Raw genomic sequence first — 20,582 nt, 5'->3', positions numbered from 1 at the left:
CCCCCSCCSCSCCCCCSCCACTACCGCTCAGAGGCGCTCGGCCTTGCCGCTGGCCAGTGCGCGCGCGATCACCTGCTGTGCCTGCTGCGATGCCTGCGCATGCACGCGTGCCTGACGCTCGCCCAACGCGGCCTGTTGGCTGCCCAGTGCCGCCTGTCGGCTGGCCAGTTCAGACTGCTGGCTGGCCAGGCGCTGCATGTCACGGGTGCGGCCGGATTGGGCGGCCTCGCTGCGGGCTTCCTGCATTGCACGACGTGCCTCAGCGGCGGCCTCGCGCGCAGCCTCACGTGCAACGGCCATATCGCTGGTCGCACCACGCGCCGCCTTCGCGGCTTCTGCGGCGGCCTCACGGTTGATGTCGTGGGCGGCCATCGCGCTGCGCGCTACCTCAGCGGCGGCCAGCGCAAGACGGCGTGACTCCTCGCCCTGCAGGCGGCCCATCTCACCCATCTGCCTGCCGAGTTCGCCCTGCTCGCGACCCAGCGCACTCTGCTGGCGGCCCAGTTCGCTCTGCTGGCGACCGAGGTCTGCGGCGCCGCTGTAGGCGCGCTGCAGGGTCTGGATCAGCATCGGGTCGCGCACCACATAGCGCTTGTCGCCCTGGCGGAACCACAGCGCCGGCCCCTTGCCGAGCTGCCTGCGGGCCACCGTTACATCGTCGATGCCGCCATTGGCGAAGGTCGAATCACCATCGACCAGCACGTAGGCCTGCAACGGCGACTTGCCGAGATCCAGGCGCCCGTAGGTGGTGATGGAGGTGGTGTGGGAAGTCGAATGCTCACTGTGCATGTCGGTATCCACATCGACATCCACGTCGACCGCCACATCGGCATCGTCCGGGCCTGACAGCGCCTCGACATCGGCCGGCTCGGCAGGCGGCGCGGGCGCCACCGGCACGGCCGGAACGCGCGCGGCCGAAGGCGCTGCGGGCGGCGCGTTCGGAGCCTTCGGCGGCGGCGGCACCACGGCCTTCGGTGCGGCCGGCGGCGCGGGCGGTGCCGGTGGCACTGGCGCAGCGACCAGCCGCACTGGTGCCACGCCCACCAGCACCACGACGGCGGTCAGTGCCATCGCCAGAATGCGCGGGCAGGCCCGGCGCGGCTGCAGCGAGAGCAGGCGACGCTTGAGGCTGGTGGTGTTCGGCGCGGCGCTGGCCACGCCCAGGTGTGGCTGCGGTGCCACGCCCAGCCGCAACAGCAGGCGGCCATAGGCCTGACGGCTCGCGCCATGCTGGCCAACCACGGCCGCATCCACCGCTTCTTCGCGGGCCTGTGCGTATTCGCGCACCGACAGGCGCAGCAGCGGGTGGAAGAAGAACAGGTGCTGGGCCAGTGCGGGCAGCAGGCCCCACTGCAGGTCACGCCGCTGCAGGTGTTGCAGTTCGTGAGTCAATGCCAGGTCCAGCGCATCACCCTGCAGGGCGTTGTCGCCGGCCGGCAGCAGCAGCACCGGGCGGAACGGCCCGACCAGCTGCGGTGCGTCCACCTGCGTGCTCATCCACAACCGCGGCGCAGGACGCACGCCGTGCGCATCGGAGGCCAGCTGCAGGGCCTGCACCAGCGCTTCGTCCTCGCAGGGATAGGCGGCGGCCAGCAGCGCGCGGCAGCGGCGCCATTCACCAAAGGTGCGCAGGGCCATCAGCAGCACACCGGATGCCCACAGCGCAGCCAGTGCAACGGCCCACCACGCCACTGCCGGCACGTCCGCTGCAGGCACCGGCATCGTCGCCAGCAGCTGCGCCGAGGCTTCCGGCGCCAGCGGGTAGACCAGATCTGCGGCAACGTCAGTGGCGGTCATCGCCACCGCCTGCGGTGCCGGCAGCCAGGCCAGCTGCAACGGCTGGCTCCAGAACAGGCCCAGCACGGCCTGCAGCGACACCAGCCACCACAGGCGGCAGCGGGTGGCCGCAGACAGCGACGGCAGCGCGCGGCACACGCCGTACACCAGCGCCACCAGCAGCACGGTCTGCAGGCTGGTCCAGCCCAGCCGTTCCAGCATCGGGATCAGCATCGTGGTGTCCATGGCTCAGCCCTCGTGGCGGCGCGATTGGAGTTCGGCGACCAGCGCTTCCAGCTCGGCCAGCTCGTTGTCGCTGACCTGCTGGCGCTGCGACAGGTAGGCCACGAACGGCGACACCGAGCCCTGCAGGGTGTTGTCGACGAACTGGGCCACGGCACCCTGCAGCACGCTTTCCGGGCCACGGGTGGCCTGGTAGCGGTAGACGCCGTCCTGCTGCTGGCGCTGAAGATACCCCTTCGCCCGCAGCCGCTCCATCATCGTCAGCACTGTGGAACGGGCCAGGCCACGGGCCTCGCCATAACCACTGGCGACCTCGCCGACCGTGGCCGGCGCATGTTCATCGATGTACTGCAGCAGGGCCAGTTCCTGGTCCCCGATCGTCTTGCCACGCATGACACCACTCCCTTGACTACACGTGTCGTCACTTTCTGCGTGACGACAATTGTAGTCAACCCCCCGGAAGTCATGGGCCGACGAACGGTAGGGCGGTGGTCATGCCCCTCAGTACTCCACGCGGTACCCGATCGAAAAGGTCCGCCCTGCGGCCGGCAGGCTGGACATCTTTCCGTAGGTCGCCTCGGCCTGTTGGCCATAGACCGTGCGGTAGTCACGATCAGCCAGGTTGTAGATGCCGACGCTGAAGCGGCCGCCTGCCAGCGGCAGCTCGCCGATCAGGTCGAACACCGCATAGCCGTGGATCTTCGCAGCCGGGGTTGCGCGGATGCTCGGGCTGATCGCCGCAGCCGGTGCATCGCGCCAGGCGCGATCGGTTCCGCCGACAACCTGCCCCTGCAATCGCAGCAGGCTGTCGTTGGCGAAGCGCCACTGCCCATGCACACCGGCCTTCAAGGGTGAAACGCGGAACGCATTGAGCTCACGCCAGCGTCCGGCAGCGTCGCGATACTGGCCTCGGGTGCTGGCAAGGCTGGCGCCCAGCTCCAGCGGTGCGGTCGGCGTGTAACGCAGGTTGGCCTCCACGCCCCACACCCGCTCGTCGGTGTCGGCCACCGACACGCTGTAGTCGCGGTTGAACTGTACGGTCTTGTCCGAGCGGTTGTAGAACGCGGTCACTGCGCTCTGCAGCGAGGCATCGCTGCGGCGCCAGCCCAGCTCGTAGCTGTCGACCTTGATCGGGCCGATGTTGCGGCTGTCGATGACGAAGCTTGCCGGTACGTCGCGCAGCATGCGCTGGGTGTCGGGCAGGCTGAAGCCCTGCGAGACGTTGGCGAACAGCTGTTGCGATGCATCCAGCCGGTACACCACACCGGCATTGAACAGGGTCTGCGAGTGGCGCACGCGGCCGCCCCGCAGCAGGCGCGGCTGATACCCGGCAACGGCGTCGGCGGTGATCGCTTCGGTGTAGGGAAGCGAATCTTCTACGCGGTTGCGCAGGATCTGGTGGCGGACACCGGCCTGTACGCTGAAGCGCTCACCCAGCGAATGATCGGCCTGCAGGAACAGGCCCGTGGTATCCACGCGCACGTCCGGCCCCATCGCGTACTGCGCGGTGGGCTGGTAATCGAGACCATTGCTGGCGATGAAGCGGTTGATGTCATACATCAGCCCGCGCTGGCGATCCTGCTCGCGTTCGTGGTCCACGCCATACGACAGTTGCAGGCTGCGGCCACCGACCTGGAAATCCTTGTGCAGCGCGCTGCGCAGGCCCCAGACATCAATGTCGGTGTTGGACTGCATCGCCACATAGGCGAAGCCGCCGCGCAGCGCGGGGTGCACCAGGGTCGACACCGACGGGAACCAGCGCCCCTGCTCGTTGCGGTAATAGGCTTCCACGCTCAGTTGCTGCCCACCCGGCAGGTCGCGGTTGCGGTACTGCACATTCACGCCCTGGTGCCGGGTGCGCGGCTGCGCCTCCAGCTGCAGGCCGGGCAGCGCCTGGTGGCTGGGCGTGAATGCAGGGTTGAACAGCGCGGCAAGGCGCGGGCCATAGTCGGGGCCATGATCACTGTCCTGCTGATCGTCGAACCATCGCACGCCCACGCTCAACCGCTGGCTGTCCGTCGGGGTCCAGTCGAAGCGCGCATTGAGTTCGCGGGTCTCGGTGTCCTGCCGATCGGTCTGCGCGATCTCCGGGCCGATGCGGCGGCCATGCGCATCCAGCGATGCGCCCTGCCGGCCATAGGCGAAGCCGAACGCGCCACTGAACTGATCGCCGCGCACGGTCATGGTCTGCGCGGCGTTCCAGGCCAGCGTGTCACTGGACAGATGCGAGGGACTGCGCAGGCCGAACTGGCTGGCCAGCTGCACCGGCTGCTCGCCGGGCTGCAGGGTGATGATGTTGATGATGCCGCCACTGGCGCCGGCGCCATACAGCGCGGTGGCGCCGGAGATCACTTCGATGCGCTCGATCATGGTCGGCGAGATGCTGTTGAGCTGGCGCGACCCATCGCGTGCGCCGGTCAGCGGCACGCCATCGATCATCACCTGCACGCTGCGGCCGCGCATGGTCATGCCGTAGTTGCTGGTGGTCCCGCTGGCCGGTGCCAGCGACGGCACCAGCTGGCCAAGGATGTCGGCGGTGCTGCGCCCGGCGGTGATCTGCTGGGCAATCTGTTCGTGCTCGATGGCATACACGGTGCCGGCGATCTCGGCCACACTGCGTGCGCCTCGCACGGCGGTGACACTCACCGCATCCAGTTGCCGGGTGCCGGCCGTAGTGGACGCATTCTGCGCCGCCAGCTGGCCACTGATGGCCATCGCCAGCACAGCCAGCGGAAGGGTTGCTGCGGTATGCCGCATGGTGTCCTCGTTGCGTGTCAGGGGGAGTTCGTGGGTGCTGCGAAGCGGCGCATCAGCGGCCCGCACAACAGCAGTCCAAGCGCCGATACCGTGGCCAGCGCGATGTAGTAGGTGGGGTAGCCCATGCCCTTGGCGAGGAAGCCGGACAACGCGCCGCCGAGGAAATTGACCAGCAGCTCGAAGCACACCAGCAGGGTGAAGTCGGTGCCAGCCTGTTGCCGCGAACTGACCCGCATGAACAAGGCATACAGGCTGGTCATCGCCACATAGCGCAGCGTCAGCAGGGCGATCACCAGCGCGCCCAGGCCAAGCCGCGAGGTCGCAAGCGCGCCGCTGTACAGCATCAATGCCAACAGCACATACAGCGCCGTGCGCCACCAACCGGCATGCATCAACAGCTGCTCGGCCCGATGCTGCTTGAGCAGCCAGGCGGCGCCCACGGCCGCCAGCATGCCGGTGCCGGCGCCGCCCACCGAGATCAGCAATCCGATCTCAGTCAGACTGAACTGCTGGTCGACCAGCAGCGGGTTGATCATCGCCATGGCCGGCGCTTCCACCAGCCGGTACAGCACGATCAGCAGCAGCGCCCAGCGTAGTTCGCGGCGGCGCAGCGCGCGCAGGATGCTCGGCCGCGGCGCGTCAGGCCTGGCCGGCGTTTCGTTGATCTGCTGCACTGCCAGCAGGGTCAGTGCGCTCATCGCGGCCAGGCTCAGCAGGGCCACGCTCCAGCCGCGGGTTTCATACAGCCACAGCACACCGGCGCCACCGATCATGCTGCCCAGGGCCACTCCCACGCTCTGCGCCATGCTGCCCAACCGGTGCTCGGCCGGCGCCAGCGCCTCCACGGTGTAGCCGTCGATGGCGATGTCCTGGGTGGCAGCAATGCTCGAGATCCACATACCGACCAGTACGAACACGACCAGGCCATGATCCAGGCCGGTGAACGCCAGCACCAGGATGCCGGCCAGCAGCAACAGTTGCGTCAGCCACAGCCAGCTGCGGCGGCGGCCGAGGGCGGGCAGGTGCCAGCGGTCCACCAGCGGTGCCCACAGGAACTTCAGCGCCCACGGCAGGTACAGCAGCGACAACATGCCGATCCAGCGCAGGTCCACGCCCTGGCTGCGCAGGATGGCCGGCACCGCCACGTTGTAGAAGTACAGGGGCAACGCATGCGCCATGTACAGCGCGACAATCACCCCCAGGCCGAACGGCGAAGCAGCGGCGCGCTCAGGGCGCATCGGCCTGCTCCAGGTGCTCGCCAATCCAGCGCATGCCCGCGCCGGCATCGGCGGTGACGAAGTAAGGCACGGCCCAGGCCGCATGCAGCGCCGGGGTGTCCAGCCGTTGCTGATCGGCGGCATCGCAGGCGATGCGTACCAGGCCGCGGCAGTACTGCCGGAAGGCGGCCTTGTACCGCTTGTACCAGACCGCCTGCAGGGCACGGTAGTCGTCGCAGAAGGTGGCACCGGGCGCGGTGCTGGCAATGAAGTAGAAGGGACGATGGGCCTCGATCAGCGCCTGTACGCGGTCCAGCCAGTACCGGATCTGGTCCGCATCCACCGCGCCATGGAAGACGGCACGCAACACCACCGCCTCGTTGATCACCAGACCCATTGCCATCGACCTTCTTGCTGAACAGGGGGAAGGGGCAGTGGCCCACCCCCGCAAATGAGAATAATTTGCAATACGATTGCAAGTTTAGGCGCGACGAAAGAAAATTTAGGCACGACAGTATTCGTGGGTGCCTTGCATGCAGGTCTATTCCTGCGCCGAACTGATGAGCGCTGCCCACGCGCTGGGCGGCCGGGTCGACTTTGAATCGGGCCTTCCCGACGCACTGCCGGTGCTGGCCGGCTGGCAGCAGGTGCAGTCGATGGGCAGCGGCCTGGTGCTCTACCTCAGCCGCAGCCAGGACATGGTCGGCGGCCGCAGCCAGAACTGCCTGCCTGCGGGCCTCACCGCCAGTTTCCTGCTGCAGGGACAGGCCGAAGTGGTCATCGCCAACCAGCGCCTGCAGATGGACAGCCGCCGGGCCGGGAGCCCGGCGATGCTGGTCCACCTTCGCGAGGAGGAAGCGTTCCAGCGCCATTGGCAGGCGGGTCGTGAGGAAACCAAGGTCAGCCTGCACCTCAGCCAGGACTGGCTGTCGCGCCAGCTCGATGGCATTGCCTCGACCAGTCTCAGCCGCCTGCGACTGAGCCACGCGCGCAATCAGGCGTGGCAACCGCCCGCGCCGCTGGTGCGGCGAGCTGCGGCGTTGTTCGGAACGGAAACGGCGGAGCCGCCTCTGCTTGCCAGCCTGCAGCGCGAGAGCTTTGCGCTGGAAGTCGCGGCCAGCGTGGTTCGATCCGTGGTCGCCGAACGCGACGCGCCTGCCCCCAGCGCGCATCTGCGGCGTTGCGTGGACCAGTTGCAGCAATGGCTGCAGAGCGGCGAGGCCGATGGCCTGACCATCAACCAGATGGCGCGCAGGTTGGGTACAAACGCTGTCGACCTGCAAACCACCTTCCAGCAGCTGCACGGCAGCAGCATCGTCGCCTGGCTGCGTGCACTGCGCCTGCAACGGGCACACGATGCGCTGCTGCAACGGCGGGTGTCAGTGGACGTGGCGGCCAGCCTTGCCGGGTACGCCCATACCAGCAGCTTCAGTGCCGCGTTCAAGCGGCAGTTCGGAAGATCTCCTTCCCGGATCCGCTAGACGCAGCAGGCACGCAGGATCCAATTCAACAGCCCCTGCGCTGCTCCTCTCAGCGCCCGGTCACGAACGGGTCGCCCTTGCACGGCAGCAACGGGCTGTCGTCGCAGGGCCATAGCGTGGCGGGCACGCTCCTGACCACCTCGAAGTGGCCCTGGTTCCAGCGCAGGAACCCCGCATGGATGGCATTGCCATGATCAAACGTGCGCGCGCCACACCCCATTCAGGCGACACATGCCGCGTCCGGCCTCATCCCCGCGGCCCGCCCATCACCGGCAGGATCACCCCACTGATGTAGCTGGCACAGACCGGCGAGGCGAGGAACACATAGGCCGGTGACAGCTCCTCCGGCTGCGCGGGGCGGCCCATGTCGCTGTCCTTGCCGAACCCGGCAACGTCCTGCGCCTGCTTGTCGGCAGGGTTCAACGGCGTCCACACCGGCCCCGGCGCCACGCAGTTGACCCGGATGCCACGCGGCAGCAGCTGGCTGGCCAGCGCCTTGGTGAACGCATGGATCGCGCCCTTGGTGGCCGAGTAGTCGATCAGCGCCTTGCTGCCGAAGATTCCCGTTTCCGATCCTGTGTTGATGATGCTGGCGCCCTCGCCCAGATGCGGCAGCACCGCGCGCGCCATCTGGATGTAACCGCCGATGTTGGTCTGCAGGGTTTCCTGCAAATGCGCATCTTCCAGGTCTTCCAGCCGCTCGCAATGCAGCTGGAACGCGGCGTTGTTGACCAGGATGTCGATGCCGCCGAACGCCTTGGCCACCTGCTTGACCGCCTTGTTGCAGAAGCGCGGATCACGCACATCACCGGCGATCACCACGCAGCGGCCGCCTTCGCGCTCCACGTGCTGGCGGGTGATGTCCGCGTCCTCGGCCTCGTCCAGGTGCAGTACCGCCACATCGGCGCCTTCGCGTGCGAACAGTACTGCCACCGCACGGCCAATACCAGAATCGCCACCGGTGATGATCGCGCGCATGCCCTGCAGTTTGCCGCTGCCCACGTAGTCCGGTGCAAGGAAACGCGGCGTCAGCTCCAGTTCGTGTTCATGCCCGGGCTTGGGCAGCTGCTGCGCGGGCATGACCACAGGTTGCCTGCGCGCACCCGCCTGGGTGGCGGTCTTCTTCGTTGCCTTCTTCGCGGCGCGCGCGTCCTTGGCCTTTTCCTGGTCCTGAAGGCGGCGCTGCCGGGAAGCCACACGTGCCGCACGCGGATCACTGGCAGCCGCCTTGCGGGTTGCGGTCTTCACCACGCGCGGGCGATCGGGGTCGGCAACGGTCTTGGTTGCGGTGCTGCCTTTGCGCACCTTGGGTGAGACTTTGCGGCGGGCGGGAGTCTTTCGGGGGGTGGCCATGCAGGTCTCCTCGGGGGGAATGGGGTTGCCGGCCAGTGGCCGGCACTACTCGGCACATGCGCCGCTGTACCGGGGGCCGCATCCGCCGCGCCAGCAGTGTCTCTGCCTATGCTGATGGCGGCAGTGAGCGCACCGTGTCCACGATGTGCACGGCATTCATTCCGCCACCACGTGCGCCGTCGCACGCTGCACGCAACCACACAAGGAACGCTTCCATGAAACATGCCATCGCTACCGCCGCCGTCTGCTTTGCCCTCGCCGCCTGCGGCAGCACGCCGGTGGCCCAGGTGCAGCCGATCGACGGCGTGATTTCCGGGCAGTGCCACAGCGACATGGTGCGCGGCGCACTCGGCCTGGCCGCTTCGGATGCAACCGTGGCGCGGGCACGCGTGGACAGCGACAGCCTGCACGTGCGGGTGCTGCGCCACGACGGCCCGCGGGTGCCGCCGGCCAGCGAAGGCGGCGACCGCCTGACCATCGAAAAGGGCCGCACCAACAACATCACCGCGATCTACTGCGGCTGAGCCGGCGCGCCCTGCGCAGCACACGCAGGGTGGCCTGCTCCCACTGGCGCGGCCCGCGCAGGCCGGCCAGCGTGGCCAGTTCGCCGCGCTCCCAGCCGGCGAACACGCACGGGTCGATGTAGGCCTTGCGGCACACCGCAGGCGTGTTGCCCAGCAGTGCTGCCACCTCGCACACCACCGCACGCTGTGCCTGCGCCAGCGCGCGCTGGCTGGCCGGTTCCGGCAGCTCGGTTGCGGCAAAGGCCTGCACTGCGGCCACGGTACCGCCCCACGTTCGGAAATCCTTGGCGGTGAAGTCCTCGCCCATCACCTCGCGCAGGTAGTCGTTCACCGCGCCGGAATCCACCGGCTGCGGTGCACCGTCGTCATCGCGGTACTGGAACAGGGCCTGGCCGGGCAACTGCTGCAGGCGTCGAACCAGCAGCCCCAGCCTGCGGTCGCCCACGGTCACCTCCTGCAGCTGCCCGGACTTGCCGCGGAAACGCATGCGCACCCGGCCACCGCGCAACAGTTCCAGATGGCGGTTGCGCAGTGTGGTCAGTCCGAACGAACGGTTCTGCTGCGCATAGGTTTCATTGCCGACCCGCGCCAGTGTGTCCGCCAGCAGCGCGACCACCATGGCCAGCACCTTTTCCTGCGGAAACCCAGATCGCTTGAGATCCCGCGACAACCGCCGCCGCAGCGTGGGCAACGCCTCACCAAAGGCAATGATGCGGTCGAACTTGCCGGCATCGCGCTGCTTGGCCCAGTCAGCGTGGTAGCGGTACTGCTTGCGCCCGCGCGCGTCGCGGCCGGTGGCCTGCAGGTGGCCGTTGGCGTGGGCGCAGATCCATACCGCAGTGTAGGCCGGTGGAATGGCCAGCGCACGGATCCGCTGCAGGGTGGCGGCATCGCGCACGGCATGCCCATCGGCATCGCGGTAGGCAAAACCCTTGCCAGCGCGGCGGCGGCTGATGCCGGGCTGGGTGTCATCGACATAGCGCAGGCCAGCGGCGCGCGCGGCCTGTTGTTCCGGGGTGGGGGGCGTTGGCATGCCCGGCAGTGTTGCCGGTGCGGCGCAGTGATCCTGTCGATAACGCAAGACAAACACGTGAGGGTCGGTTCGCCGCTATGCTCGGGCTTTCACAAGCCCTTCCGGAGTCATGATGTCGTTTCCGATTCGCGCCCGTTCGCTCTCCGCCCTGTTGCTGCCGGCCGTGCTGGCGCTGACCGCCTGCCAGGCACCGGCGCTGGATGAACAGGATTCGGCCACGGCCCACGCCCAGCAGGCCGCCGAAGCCGCCAAGGCGCCGGCCGACGAAGCCGGCAAGGCCACCGAGGCTCCGCCGGTCGGCACCTGCGATGCCAGCCAGGTGCAGAGCCTGGTCGGCCAGACCTACACCGACGCGCTGGGCAAGCAGGCGCAGGAAGATGCCGGCGCCAACCAGGTGCGCGTGCTCAAGCCCAACGACGTGGCCACGATGGAGTTCCTCGGCGACCGCCTGAACATCGAAGTGGACGCCAAGGGCGCCGTCAGCGGCGCGCGCTGCGGCTGAGTCCGGCCCCGCGCCGGCACTGGGTTGCCGGCGCGTTCTGTTGCACCTGCAACCGTGTATTGCGGCGTTGCAGCAACCTGTGATCTAGTCGAGGCATCCGGTGGCCTCACGATGCGCTCCAGGGATTGAGCGGGCTTGAGTGTCCCCGTTCAATTCATTCCGCATCGAGGTAGAGATGGCCCCCCGCAACCGCCAAGGGCTTTACGACCCGCGCTCCGAGCGCGATGCCTGTGGATTTGGCATGGTCGCCCAGCTCGACGATCAACCTTCACGCCTGTTGGTTGATACCGCCATCGCCGCGCTTTCGCGCATGACCCATCGTGGCGGTGTTGCCGCCGATGGCCTGACCGGCGATGGCTGCGGCCTGCTGCTGCGCCGCCCCGATGCCTTCCTGAAACTGCTGGCCAGCGAAGCCGACATCGCGGTCTCCGCGCGCTTCGCCGCCGGGCTGGTGTTCCTGCCGCACGCGGACGAGGCCGCGCAGGCCTGCCGTGCGCAGCTGCAGCAGCAGATCGAAGCGGTGGGCTGCAAGGTGGCCGGCTGGCGCCTGGTGCCGACCGACGACAGCGTGTGCGGCCAGCTGGCGCGCGACACCCTGCCGCGCATCGAACAGGTGTTCGTCGATGCCGGTGTCGGCCAGGACGATGCCGGCTTCGCGCTGGCCCTGTTCCTGGCCCGCCGCCGCAGCGAACAGCAACTGCGCGAGCACGCCGATTTCTACGTCACCACCCTTACCCCGAACGCGATCAGCTACAAGGGCATGGTGCTGCCGGACAAGCTCAGCCGCTTCTTCCCGGACCTGCAGCGCCGCGAGCTGGCCTCCAGCGCGATCGTGTTCCACCAACGCTTCTCCACCAACACGCTGCCGCGCTGGCCGCTGGCGCACCCGTTCCGCATGCTCGCCCACAACGGCGAGATCAACACCATTGAAGGCAACCGGCGCTGGGCACAGGCGCGCAGCAAGGTGTGGAAGACGCCGCGGTTCGACATCGCCGAGTTCGACCCGGTGATCTCCATGCACGGTTCGGACTCGCAGAGCCTGGACAACATGCTGGAGCTGATGGTGGCCGGTGGCATGGAGCTGATCCAGGCGCTGCGCATCCTGGTGCCGCCGGCGACCCAGTCACTGGAGTTCAAGGACCCGGACCTGGCCGCGTTCTACGAATTCCATGGCCTGAACAGCGAGCCGTGGGATGGCCCGGCCGGCATCGTCGCCTGCGACAGCCGCTATGCGGTGTGTACGCTGGACCGCAACGGCCTGCGTCCGGCGCGCTGGATGCTGACCGCCGACCGCCACTTCCTGGTTGCCTCCGAAGCGGGCGTGTGGGAAGTACCGACCGAGCGCGTGGTGCGCAAGGGCAAGCTCGGGCCCGGCGAGATGGTGGCCATCGACCTCAAGCGTGGCGACCTGCTCGATTCGGACGCGGTGGACCGCATCAACCGTGGCCGCGCGCCGTACAAGCAATGGCTGCAGCAGGGCGTGACCTACCTGCAGACCGAACTGATCGATCCGTCGCTGGTGGAAGAACCCTTCGACGAAGGCACCCTGCGCAGCTACCACAAGCTGTACCAGCTCAGCAGCGAAGAAGTGGAGCAGGTGCTGCGGCCGCTGGCCGAAACCGAGCAGGAAGCCACCGGTTCGATGGGCGATGACACGCCGATGGCGGTGCTGAGCCAGCGCAGCCGTCCGCTCTACGACTATTTCCGCCAGGCGTTCGCGCAGGTCACCAACCCGCCGATCGATCCGCTGCGCGAAGACTGCGCGATGTCCCTGTCCACCCAGCTCGGCAAGGAGACCAACATCTTCCATGCCGGCCAGGAGACGGTGAACCACGTCATCCTGAATTCGCCGGTGCTGAGCCAGCGCAAGCTGCGCCAGCTGCTGAAGATGGACCAGTACGTGCAGGCCAACCGCCTGCTGGATCTGTCCTACAGCAAAGACGAGGGCCTGCGCGCCGGCATCGAACGCATCTGCAGCGAGGCCGAACAGGCCGCCCGCGAGGGCATGGTGATGCTGCTGCTGTCCGACCGTTACCCGGTGGCCGGGCGGCCGATGGTGCATGCGCTGCTGGCCACCAGTGCCATCCACCACCACCTCTCGCGCCTGGGCCTGCGCTGCGACGTCAACCTGATCGTCGAAACCGGCACCGCGCGCGACCCGCACCACATGGCCTGCCTGCTCGGCTTCGGCGCCACGGCGGTGTACCCGTACCTGGCCTACCAGACCCTGTTCGACCTGGGCCGGCGCGGCATCCTCAAGCTCAGCAAGGGCGGTGAGCAGTCGCAGATCGGCCGCCGTTACCGCAAGGGCGTCTACAAGGGCCTGTCGAAGATCATCTCGAAGATGGGCATCTGTACCGTGGCCAGCTACCGCGGTGCGCAGCTGTTCGAGATCATCGGTCTGGAACCGGAGGTGGTCGACCTGTGCTTCCCCGATACCGCATCGCGCATCGGCGGTGCGGGTTTCGCCCGCCTGGATGCCGACGCCCGCGAACTGTGCACCCAGGCCTGGGACGCGCAGCAGGACGTGGATGTCGGCGGCCTGCTGAAGTACGTGCACGGTGGCGAGTACCACATGTACAACCCGGACGTGGTGACCACCCTGCAGCGCGCGGCGCGCAGCGGTGACCCGCGTGCATGGCAGCAGTACTGCGATGCGGTGCATGCACGGCCGCCGTCGGCACTGCGCGACCTGCTGGAACTGGTACCGGCTGCTACGCCGACGCCGCTGGACGAGGTGGCCCCGGCCAGCGAACTGTTCCCGCGCTTCGATACCGCCGCCATCAGCCTGGGTGCGCTCTCGCCCGAGGCGCACGAAGCGCTGGCCATCGCCATGAACCGCCTCGGCGGCCGCAGCAATTCCGGCGAAGGTGGCGAAGATCCCGCGCGCTACGGCACGCAGCGGCGCAGCAAGATCAAGCAGGTGGCCTCGGGCCGCTTCGGCGTCACCGCCGAGTATCTGGTCAATGCCGAGGTGCTGCAGATCAAGGTCGCCCAGGGCGCCAAGCCCGGCGAAGGCGGCCAGTTGCCTGGGCACAAGGTCAATGAACTGATCGCGCGGCTGCGCTACGCCAAGCCGGGCATCGGCCTGATCTCGCCGCCGCCGCACCACGACATCTATTCCATCGAAGACCTGGCCCAGCTGATCTACGACCTGAAGCAGGTGAACCCCACCGCGCTGGTGTCGGTAAAGCTGGTCAGCCATGCCGGTGTGGGTACGATCGCCGCCGGCGTGGTCAAGGCCGGTGCGGACCTGATCACCATTTCCGGCCATGACGGCGGCACCGGTGCATCGCCGGTCAGCTCGATCCGCTATGCCGGCGTGCCGTGGGAACTGGGCGTGGCCGAAGCGCACCAGGCGCTGCTGGCCAACGACCTGCGCGGGCGCACCCTGCTGCAGACCGACGGCGGCCTGAAGACCGGCCTGGATGTGGTCAAGGCCGCGCTGCTGGGTGCGGACAGCTTCGGCTTCGGCACCGCGCCGATGATCGTGCTGGGCTGCAAGTACCTGCGCATCTGCCATCTGAACAACTGCGCCACCGGCGTGGCCACCCAGGACGAGCGCCTGCGCGAAAACCACTTCACCGGCCAGCCCGAGCGCGTGGAGAACTTCTTCCGCCTGCTGGCCGAGGAAGTGCGCGGCTGGCTATCGCACCTGGGCGCGCGTTCGCTGGAAGAGATCGTCGGCCGCACCGACCTGCTGCGGCAGATCGAAGCGGCACCGCGCGACGGCGTGCGCGTGGACCTGTCGCGTCTGCTGGCCGACAGCCGCTACGAGGGCAGCCACTGTGCCGCCCAGCGCCTGTACGAATCACCGGACAGCCTGGCCACGCAGATGGACGGCTTGCTGGCCCCGGCCATCGAGCACAAGCGTGGCGGCGAACACCGCTTCCTGATCCACAACACCGACCGCAGCATCGGCACCCGCCTGGCCGGTGCGGTGGCGCGCGCACACGGCAACCAGGGCATGGCCGAGGCGCCGCTGGAACTGCGCTTCCGCGGCAGCGCCGGGCAGAGCTTCGGTGCGTTCAACGTCGGCGGCCTGCACCTGGAAGTGGAAGGCGAAGCCAACGACTACGTTGGCAAGGGCATGGCCGGCGGCCGCCTGGTGGTGCGCCCGCCGCGTGGCGCCCGCTTCGAAGCACGCAGCACGGCCATCATCGGCAACACCTGCCTGTACGGCGCCACCGGTGGCGAGCTGTTCGCGGCAGGTCGCGCAGGCGAGCGTTTCGCGGTGCGCAACTCCGGCGCCCTGGCGGTGGTGGAAGGTGCCGGTGACCACTGCTGCGAATACATGACCGACGGCGTGGTGCTGGTGCTGGGCAAGGTCGGCCTGAATTTCGGCGCCGGCTTCACCGGTGGCCTGGCCTACGTGCTGGACGTGGACCGTGATTTCGTCGACCGCTATAACCACGAACTGATCGACATCCATCGCGTCTCCGCCGAGGGCTTCGAGAACTACCGCCAGCACCTGCACCGCCTGATCGGCCGCCACCGCGAGCTGACCGGCAGCATCTGGGCGCAGCAGATCCTGGACGAGTTCCGCGATTACATCGGCAAGTTCTGGCTGGTCAAACCCAAGGCCGCCAGCATCGAGTCGCTGACCGAAACCCTGCGCCGCGCAGCATAACGGTAGTGCCGGCCGTTGGCCGGCATCCGGAAAACAACACAGAGCCCGCCATGAGCCGCAAGCACGCCTTCCAGTTCCTCGACCTGCCCCGCACCATGCCGCAGCGCATTCCCGTGGAACTGCGCACCTCCGGCGACTGGGGTGAGCTGTACGGAAAATTCGGCAAGGAAGATGCCCAGTACCAGGCCGGCCGCTGCCTGGACTGCGGCAACCCCTACTGCAGCTGGAAGTGCCCGGTGCACAACGCCATTCCGCAGTGGCTGCAGCTGGTGCAGGAGAACCGCATCCACGAGGCGGCCACGCTGTGCCACAGCACCAACCCGCTGCCGGAAGTGTGTGGCCGCGTCTGCCCGCAGGACCGGCTGTGCGAAGGCAGCTGCACGCTGGAGGAATTCGGCGCGGTCACCATCGGTGCGGTCGAGAAGTACATCGTCGATACCGCGCTGGCCACGGGCTGGCGCCCGGACCTGGGCGCAGTACAGCCGACTGGCCACAGCGTGGCGGTGATCGGCGCCGGCCCGGCCGGGCTGGCCTGTGCCGACCGCCTGGCGCGCGCTGGCATTGCCACGGTGGTCTACGATCGCTACGAACAGATCGGCGGCCTGCTGCAGTTCGGTATTCCCAGCTTCAAGCTGGACAAGGATGTGATCCACCGCCGCCGCGAAGTGCTGGAGGGCATGGGCGTGCAGTTCCGCCTTGGCGTCGAGATCGGACGCGACCTCAGCGTGCAGCAGCTGCTGGAGACCCACGATGCGGTGTTCGTCGGCACCGGCGCCTACCGCTACACCGACGGTGGCCTTGACGGCCAGGACCTGAAGGGCGTGCTGCCGGCGCTGCCGTTCCTGGTACAGAACAGCCGCATCGTTGGCGGTGATGACCCGAAGGGTCGGCCGATCGCCGGCTGGGAAGACACCATTGCCCTGCCCGATCTGAACGGCAAGCGCGTGGTGGTGCTGGGTGGCGGCGATACCGGCATGGACTGCGTGCGCAGCGCCGTACGCCTGGGGGCGGCCAAGGTCACCTGCGCCTACCGCCGCGACGAGGCGAACATGCCGGGCAGCGCGCGTGAGGTGGCCAACGCGCGGGAGGAAGGCGTGCGCTTCCTGTTCAACCGCCAACCACTGTCGATCGAAGCCGGTGCCGATGACGAAGTGATCGGCGTGACCGTGGTCGAGACCCGCCTGGGCGAGCCCGATGCCAACGGCCGCCAGAACGCGGTGCCGATCGATGGCAGCGAATCGCTGCTGGAAGCGGATGTGGTGATCATTGCCTTCGGCTTTTCGCCTACGTTGCCGGCGTGGCTGTCCGAGCATGGTGTGGAAGGCCAGTCCAACGGTCGTATCGTGGCCGGTGGCAAGGACCGCCTGCCGTTCCAGACGGCCCACCCACGCCTGTTCGCAGGCGGCGATGCGGTACGCGGCGCCGACCTGGTGGTGACCGCCGTGGCCGAAGGCCGCGACGCCGCCGCCAGCATCATCCGCCTACTGGCGCACTGAGTCCGGCGCCAGCAGCGCGGCCAGCAGCGCACGCAGTTCGTGCGGCTCCACCGGCTTGGCCAGGAAGTGGTCGATGCCCGCTGCGCGGCAGGCTTCACGGGTGCTGTCCAGTACGCTGGCGGTAAGCGCGATGACCGGCACCTGCGCACGCACCGGGCAGGTGTCGTCGCGGATTGCCCGGGCCAGCGCGAAACCATCCACGTGCGGCATATGGCAGTCGGTGATCACCAGATCGAACGGCTGTGCCTGCCAGGCGTCAAGCGCCTGCCGCCCATCCGCGCACGCATGGACCTGCAGTCCCAGCGCGCTCAGGCGTTGCTCCAGCAGATACAGGTTGGTGGGATGGTCTTCGGCCACCAGCACCCGCGCCGCCGGCAGCGGCCATGCATCCTTGCCTGCCATCGGTGATGCATCCACGGGCACCTCGCAGGCGTCCAGGTCCAGCTCCAGCCACACCGTGGTGCCCTCGCCGGGCGTGCTGCGCAGCTGCAGTTGTGCTCCCATCGAGGCCGCCAGATCGCGGCAGATCGCCAGGCCGAGTCCGGTCCCGCCGAAGCGTCGCGTGGTCGAGCCTTCCGCCTGGGTATAGGCGGCGAACACGGCCTGCTGCCGCTCCGCACTGATACCCACGCCACTGTCGCTCACCTGCAGGCGCAGCCGCTGGCCGCCGTCGCGCTGCCCCAGTACCTGCACTTGAAGCTTCACATGGCCATGCAGGGTGAACTTCAGCGCGTTGCCGGCCAGGTTGAAAAGTATCTGCCGCAGGCGCAGGCCATCGGCCAGCGCCCCCTGCTGCACGGCCGGATCAACGACCACCTGCAGGTGCAGCCCACGACTGGCCGCCACCGGCATCAGCAGCTGCTGCACGGCGCGCACCAGCGCCGCCAGGTCGGTGGGCCGCAACTGCAGGGGCACGGCCTGCAGGCGCTGGCTGTGCAGTACATCGTCGAGAATCTGCCGCAGCATCCGCGCGGCATCGCCGACCGTGGCCAGCGCCTGCAGCTGGCGTGCCTCCAGCCTGCTGCCGGCCAGCCGTTCCAGCATGCCCAGCAGGGTGCTCATCGGGGTGCGGATCTCATGGCTCATCGTTGCAAGGAAGTGCGCCTTGGCCTGCGCCACCTGTTCGGCCTCGCGGCGCGCCTCAGCCAGCGCCCGGGTGCGCGACTGCACCTCGCTGACGTCCATCCAGTAACCATTCCACTCAATATCGCCACCAGTGCAGCGCATCGGCCGACCATGCGAGCGCACCCACCGCCAGCCGTGTGGCGAGCGCGTACGGAACGTGACATCGATCGGGCCACCTGCCAGCGCGGCCGCGTCCACTGCATCCATCAGCCGGCTGCGATCATCAGGGTGTACCGCTGCCAGCAAGCGCTGCTGATCGATCCGTGCCGTCTCCACGCTTATTCCGAACAGCGCCTGCACGTCACCGGCAATCTGCGGAAAGCTGTAATGGCCACCGGCCGAACGACGCGCCTGGTAGACAACGGCGGGCAGGTTGCTGGTCACCTCCTGCAGCCGCTGTTCCACGGCGCGGCGACGCACGCTTTCGCGGTGCACGCGCCAGTAGCCGTAGGCATGCACCAGTGCCAGTGCAAGCAGGATCAGCGAGGCCGGCACCAGCCAACGCAGCGGTGAGGAGGATGACGGTTTGCGTGGCAGGTCCGGCAGCCAGGCGGCGCGGATCTGATCGCGCTCGGAATCGGTCAGTTGCGACAGCGCCCGCTCGAAGCCGGCAATGGCATCGGCGCAGCCAGGAAGGGTGGCCAGCACCAGCGCGTCATCGAACCCGGCCGGTGCGGCAATCACCAGTGCATCGCCCTGATAGCGGCGCAACGCGGCCTCGACGTCACCGAGGTTGGCAACGACCGCATCGATCAGGCCACTGCCCAGAAGTGGCAGCGCGTCATCCAGCGATGCCGGTGGCAGCAGCTGGGCGCCCGGTGCCTGATCGGCCAGCAGCCCCTGCAGCGGCAACCGGTCAGGACTGGCCACGGTGCGTCCACGCAGGTCTTCCAGCCCCATTACCGGCGACGCGCCCTCACGGCGAACGATTACCTGCGGAAGCTGCAGGTAGGGAGCACTGGCCACCCAGCCGGGCGGCAGCTGGGCACGCGGCCATCCCAGCAGCGCCTGGGTACCCGGCGGTGGTCCATCCCGATCCAGGCTGCCGGCTGGCAGTGGCAACAGGTGCAGCGGCCGCTGCGTTGCCATCAACGTCAGGTATTCGGCGATGAGCCCGCTGGCACGACCCGATTCGCTGGACGACAACGGTGCGCGGTCTGATGGCCAGGCAACGTGCAGCGGTGTCCCGCACCCCGTGGCAGAGGCTGTGGCAGGCAGCAGCAGGCTTGCCATGACAGCCACTGCTGTCGGGAGGCCGGCGACATTCACGGTGGGTATCCTCATCTCGCGGGCAGAAGAAACGGCCGCGCAGCGGTACCGCTGCCTGTCACGCTAACGACGTGCTGGCCGGCGGCAATGAAGAAAGTTGTAAAAGCATCCAGAAGGGTTAATGCCGACATACACTGCCGCTTTCACCCGTTCCTGCGGAGTTCTCGATGCGCATCGGCCTGGCTGCCAACCGTCTCCACCACCATGACGCGCGTGCCGCCTTGTTCCGCTGGTTGCGTGTCAGCGAGCCTGGCCTGCGCGAACTGGGTGTATCGCTGCATGCGGTTGGCCGTACCCATGACGCGATCGAGCGGCAGGGCTTCCTGAGCGGCTATGCGAGCCTGCACCGCTATCCGTATGGTCGCCAGGGTGGCCTGATGAAGCTGGTGGCCGAGGTGGTCGGCATGGGTGCGGAGCGGACCCTGGATGGCGCGATCTACCTGATCGACCCGGTCGATCCGTCCTCCGTGTTTCCCGAGGCGACGGCGCTGAAGCGTCAGTGCGTGATCCATGGCAAGCCGTTCATTTCGACAGTGGCCACCGCACGTGACTGGGTGGAGGTGGAGCGCGTCCACGGCGGGCTGGCAGCCGATGCCGGCGCCGACGACCTGCATGCGTTCGAAGGCCAGACGCTGGCGCTGATCGCGCACGATGCGATGAAGCCGGCGATGCTGGCCTTCGCCGACGAGCACTTCGATGTGCTGGCGCGGTTCGGTGAGCGGGTGGCCACCGGGACCACCGGCCAGCGTTTGAACGAGCTGGCCTGGAGCCGGGGCTGGCCGCGTGATACGCCGTGGGTGACGCGCTACCAGAGCGGTCCGATGGGCGGTGATGCGCAGATTGCCGACCGGGTGCTGGAGGGGCGTTGCCAGCGCGCGATCTTCTTCGAGGACCCGCATGTGGCACGCCAGCATGAGGCGGATATCCAGTTGCTGGAGCGCGCGGTGACGACGGTGACCGACCAGGCGGTGTGCATTACAGCACCGCGGGTGGCGGCGCGGTGGGCGGCGGCGGCGGCGTTGCGGGCGGGGTGAGGGTTTCGGCCAACGGCTGAGCCCTTCGTGGTGGGTGGGGCCTGCACGATCATGCGGTTGGCCGGGATGGATGGAATTGCGGGGGACGCCGTAAACCCGTCCCTGGGGGCTTGGCCGCGGCATCCATGCCGCGGACACCCCC

Annotated in this window: 14 protein-coding genes; 6 read left to right on the top strand and 8 right to left on the bottom strand. The window is 68.2% G+C overall.

Annotation, left to right across the window (positions count from 1 at the left end):
• Positions 1-27: 27 nt before the first annotated feature.
• The 5 genes from D7Y61_RS21445 to D7Y61_RS21425 all read right to left on the bottom strand — a co-directional run bounded on the left by D7Y61_RS21445 (position 28) and on the right by D7Y61_RS21425 (position 6,396).
• The gene (locus D7Y61_RS21445; RefSeq protein WP_180869230.1) at positions 28-2,022 is read right to left on the bottom strand and encodes a M56 family metallopeptidase; all 1,995 of its coding nucleotides are present in this window, start codon (positions 2,020-2,022) and stop codon (positions 28-30) included.
• Positions 2,023-2,025: 3 nt separating this feature from the next.
• Positions 2,026-2,412, bottom strand: a complete 387-nt coding sequence (locus D7Y61_RS21440; protein ID WP_180869228.1) for a BlaI/MecI/CopY family transcriptional regulator — start codon at positions 2,410-2,412, stop codon at positions 2,026-2,028.
• 108 nt (positions 2,413-2,520) lie between these two features.
• Positions 2,521-4,776, bottom strand: a complete 2,256-nt coding sequence (locus tag D7Y61_RS21435; RefSeq protein ID WP_180869226.1) for a TonB-dependent receptor — start codon at positions 4,774-4,776, stop codon at positions 2,521-2,523.
• 17 nt (positions 4,777-4,793) lie between these two features.
• The gene (locus D7Y61_RS21430; protein ID WP_180869224.1) at positions 4,794-6,014 is read right to left on the bottom strand and encodes an MFS transporter; all 1,221 of its coding nucleotides are present in this window, start codon (positions 6,012-6,014) and stop codon (positions 4,794-4,796) included.
• Positions 6,004-6,396 carry a hypothetical protein gene (locus D7Y61_RS21425; RefSeq protein WP_258010446.1) on the bottom strand — a complete coding sequence of 131 codons (393 nt, stop codon included), beginning with the start codon at positions 6,394-6,396 and terminating at the stop codon, positions 6,004-6,006. The genes D7Y61_RS21430 and D7Y61_RS21425 overlap by 11 nt, the downstream gene beginning before the upstream one ends.
• A gap of 130 nt (positions 6,397-6,526) precedes the next feature.
• Between D7Y61_RS21425 and D7Y61_RS21420 the strand changes: the two genes are divergently transcribed.
• Positions 6,527-7,474 (top strand): helix-turn-helix transcriptional regulator, encoded by a 948-nt coding sequence (locus D7Y61_RS21420; RefSeq protein WP_180869223.1) that lies wholly within the window; start codon positions 6,527-6,529, stop codon positions 7,472-7,474.
• Between the two features lie 246 nt (positions 7,475-7,720).
• Here D7Y61_RS21420 and D7Y61_RS21415 read toward each other — a convergent pair whose 3' ends face one another.
• Positions 7,721-8,827 (bottom strand): SDR family oxidoreductase, encoded by a 1,107-nt coding sequence (locus D7Y61_RS21415; protein ID WP_180869221.1) that lies wholly within the window; start codon positions 8,825-8,827, stop codon positions 7,721-7,723.
• Positions 8,828-9,042: 215 nt separating this feature from the next.
• On the opposite strand from D7Y61_RS21415, the gene D7Y61_RS21410 reads away from it, so the two are divergent.
• Positions 9,043-9,351 (top strand): hypothetical protein, encoded by a 309-nt coding sequence (locus D7Y61_RS21410; RefSeq protein ID WP_180869220.1) that lies wholly within the window; start codon positions 9,043-9,045, stop codon positions 9,349-9,351.
• Here the strand turns inward: D7Y61_RS21410 and D7Y61_RS21405 are convergent.
• Positions 9,329-10,384: a DNA topoisomerase IB gene (locus D7Y61_RS21405; RefSeq protein WP_180869218.1), complete on the bottom strand. Its 1,056-nt coding sequence runs from the start codon at positions 10,382-10,384 to the stop codon at positions 9,329-9,331. The genes D7Y61_RS21410 and D7Y61_RS21405 overlap by 23 nt on opposite strands.
• Before the next feature lie 112 nt (positions 10,385-10,496).
• Here D7Y61_RS21405 and D7Y61_RS21400 point away from each other — a divergent pair, with 112 nt between their 5' ends.
• From D7Y61_RS21400 to D7Y61_RS21390, 3 genes are all read left to right on the top strand, one after another.
• Complete coding sequence (locus tag D7Y61_RS21400) at positions 10,497-10,886, top strand: I78 family peptidase inhibitor (protein WP_004133799.1); 390 nt, start codon at positions 10,497-10,499, stop codon at positions 10,884-10,886.
• Positions 10,887-11,061: 175 nt separating this feature from the next.
• The gene (gltB, locus tag D7Y61_RS21395) at positions 11,062-15,516 is read left to right on the top strand and encodes a glutamate synthase large subunit (protein ID WP_180869216.1); all 4,455 of its coding nucleotides are present in this window, start codon (positions 11,062-11,064) and stop codon (positions 15,514-15,516) included.
• Positions 15,517-15,566: 50 nt separating this feature from the next.
• Positions 15,567-17,012 carry an FAD-dependent oxidoreductase gene (locus D7Y61_RS21390; protein ID WP_180869214.1) on the top strand — a complete coding sequence of 482 codons (1,446 nt, stop codon included), beginning with the start codon at positions 15,567-15,569 and terminating at the stop codon, positions 17,010-17,012.
• On the opposite strand, the gene D7Y61_RS21385 is transcribed toward D7Y61_RS21390, so the two are convergent.
• Positions 16,998-19,406 (bottom strand): ATP-binding protein, encoded by a 2,409-nt coding sequence (locus tag D7Y61_RS21385; protein WP_180869212.1) that lies wholly within the window; start codon positions 19,404-19,406, stop codon positions 16,998-17,000. The two genes, D7Y61_RS21390 and D7Y61_RS21385, sit on opposite strands and share 15 nt — an antisense overlap.
• 167 nt (positions 19,407-19,573) lie before the next feature.
• Here D7Y61_RS21385 and D7Y61_RS21380 point away from each other — a divergent pair, with 167 nt between their 5' ends.
• Entirely contained in the window at positions 19,574-20,440 is an 867-nt protein-coding gene (locus D7Y61_RS21380) for a methylglyoxal synthase (RefSeq protein ID WP_180869210.1), read from the top strand.
• The last annotated feature ends 142 nt before the right edge of the window (positions 20,441-20,582 follow it).

This window comes from Stenotrophomonas maltophilia, assembly GCF_013464485.1.
Classification (GTDB): domain Bacteria; phylum Pseudomonadota; class Gammaproteobacteria; order Xanthomonadales; family Xanthomonadaceae; genus Stenotrophomonas; species Stenotrophomonas maltophilia_AW.
This window is presented reverse-complemented; position numbering and strand designations above follow the sequence as displayed.

Coding starts and splice junctions, on each gene's coding strand:
- D7Y61_RS21430 (WP_180869224.1), bottom strand. CDS start 6,014: ATGCGCCCTGAGCGCGCCGCTGCTTCGCCGTTCGGCCTGGGGGTGATT.
- D7Y61_RS21390 (WP_180869214.1), top strand. CDS start 15,567: ATGAGCCGCAAGCACGCCTTCCAGTTCCTCGACCTGCCCCGCACCATG.
- D7Y61_RS21425 (WP_258010446.1), bottom strand. CDS start 6,396: ATGGCAATGGGTCTGGTGATCAACGAGGCGGTGGTGTTGCGTGCCGTC.
- D7Y61_RS21445 (WP_180869230.1), bottom strand. CDS start 2,022: ATGGACACCACGATGCTGATCCCGATGCTGGAACGGCTGGGCTGGACC.
- D7Y61_RS21415 (WP_180869221.1), bottom strand. CDS start 8,827: ATGGCCACCCCCCGAAAGACTCCCGCCCGCCGCAAAGTCTCACCCAAG.
- D7Y61_RS21400 (WP_004133799.1), top strand. CDS start 10,497: ATGTCGTTTCCGATTCGCGCCCGTTCGCTCTCCGCCCTGTTGCTGCCG.
- D7Y61_RS21435 (WP_180869226.1), bottom strand. CDS start 4,776: ATGCGGCATACCGCAGCAACCCTTCCGCTGGCTGTGCTGGCGATGGCC.
- D7Y61_RS21380 (WP_180869210.1), top strand. CDS start 19,574: ATGCGCATCGGCCTGGCTGCCAACCGTCTCCACCACCATGACGCGCGT.
- D7Y61_RS21405 (WP_180869218.1), bottom strand. CDS start 10,384: ATGCCAACGCCCCCCACCCCGGAACAACAGGCCGCGCGCGCCGCTGGC.
- D7Y61_RS21420 (WP_180869223.1), top strand. CDS start 6,527: ATGCAGGTCTATTCCTGCGCCGAACTGATGAGCGCTGCCCACGCGCTG.
- gltB (WP_180869216.1), top strand. CDS start 11,062: ATGGCCCCCCGCAACCGCCAAGGGCTTTACGACCCGCGCTCCGAGCGC.
- D7Y61_RS21440 (WP_180869228.1), bottom strand. CDS start 2,412: ATGCGTGGCAAGACGATCGGGGACCAGGAACTGGCCCTGCTGCAGTAC.
- D7Y61_RS21410 (WP_180869220.1), top strand. CDS start 9,043: ATGAAACATGCCATCGCTACCGCCGCCGTCTGCTTTGCCCTCGCCGCC.